The sequence below is a fragment of the Streptomyces sp. NRRL F-5126 genome, from assembly GCF_000721265.1.
Lineage (GTDB): Bacteria > Actinomycetota > Actinomycetes > Streptomycetales > Streptomycetaceae > Streptomyces.
In genome coordinates, this window is record NZ_JOFZ01000087.1 from 1 (window position 1) to 490 (window position 490).

Annotated in this window: 1 protein-coding gene and 1 pseudogene; both read right to left on the reverse strand. The window is 68.2% G+C overall.

Annotation, left to right across the window (positions count from 1 at the left end; translation table 11 throughout):
- Positions 1-390 (reverse strand): polyketide synthase dehydratase domain-containing protein (locus IH48_RS37730; RefSeq protein WP_158710406.1); only part of this gene is annotated, 390 nt, incomplete at its 3' end.
- Positions 341-490, reverse strand: a pseudogene (locus tag IH48_RS37735) (hypothetical protein); the annotation flags it as partial. The gene IH48_RS37730 and the pseudogene IH48_RS37735, both read right to left, overlap by 50 nt.

A 490-nucleotide genomic window follows, 5' to 3' on the forward strand; every position in this document is an offset into this window, starting at 1 on the left:
CGGGGTGAGTTTGACGCGGAGGTGGCGGGCGCCGGTGGAGTACAGGTCGACGCCGGTCCAGGAGAATGGCACGGACACGTCGCCGCTGGGGGTGTCCAGTGCCTGTAGGGCGATGGTGTGCAGGGCGGCGTCGAGGAGTGCGGGGTGGATGTCGAAGGCCCCGGTCTCGGCGTCGGCCGTGAGGGTGTCCGTCTCGGGGAGGGTGATGTCGGCGTAGGTGTGGTGGTTGTCGTGCCATGCGGCGGTGAGGCCCTGGAAGGTGGGGCCGTAGGTGTAGCCGTGTTCGGCGAGTCCAGGCGGTGATGTCGTCCGGGCTCGTTGTGTGGGGGCGAGTGCGGATGGTGAGGGTGCGTCGTCCGTCGTGGGGTGGGGTGAGGGTGGCTTGGAGATCGAGCGGGGCGCTGTTTAGCAGCAAGGGTGTGTGGAGGGTGAGTTCTTCGAGGTGGGGGTGTCCGGTGTGGTGTCCGGTGTGTAGGGCGAGGTCGACGAA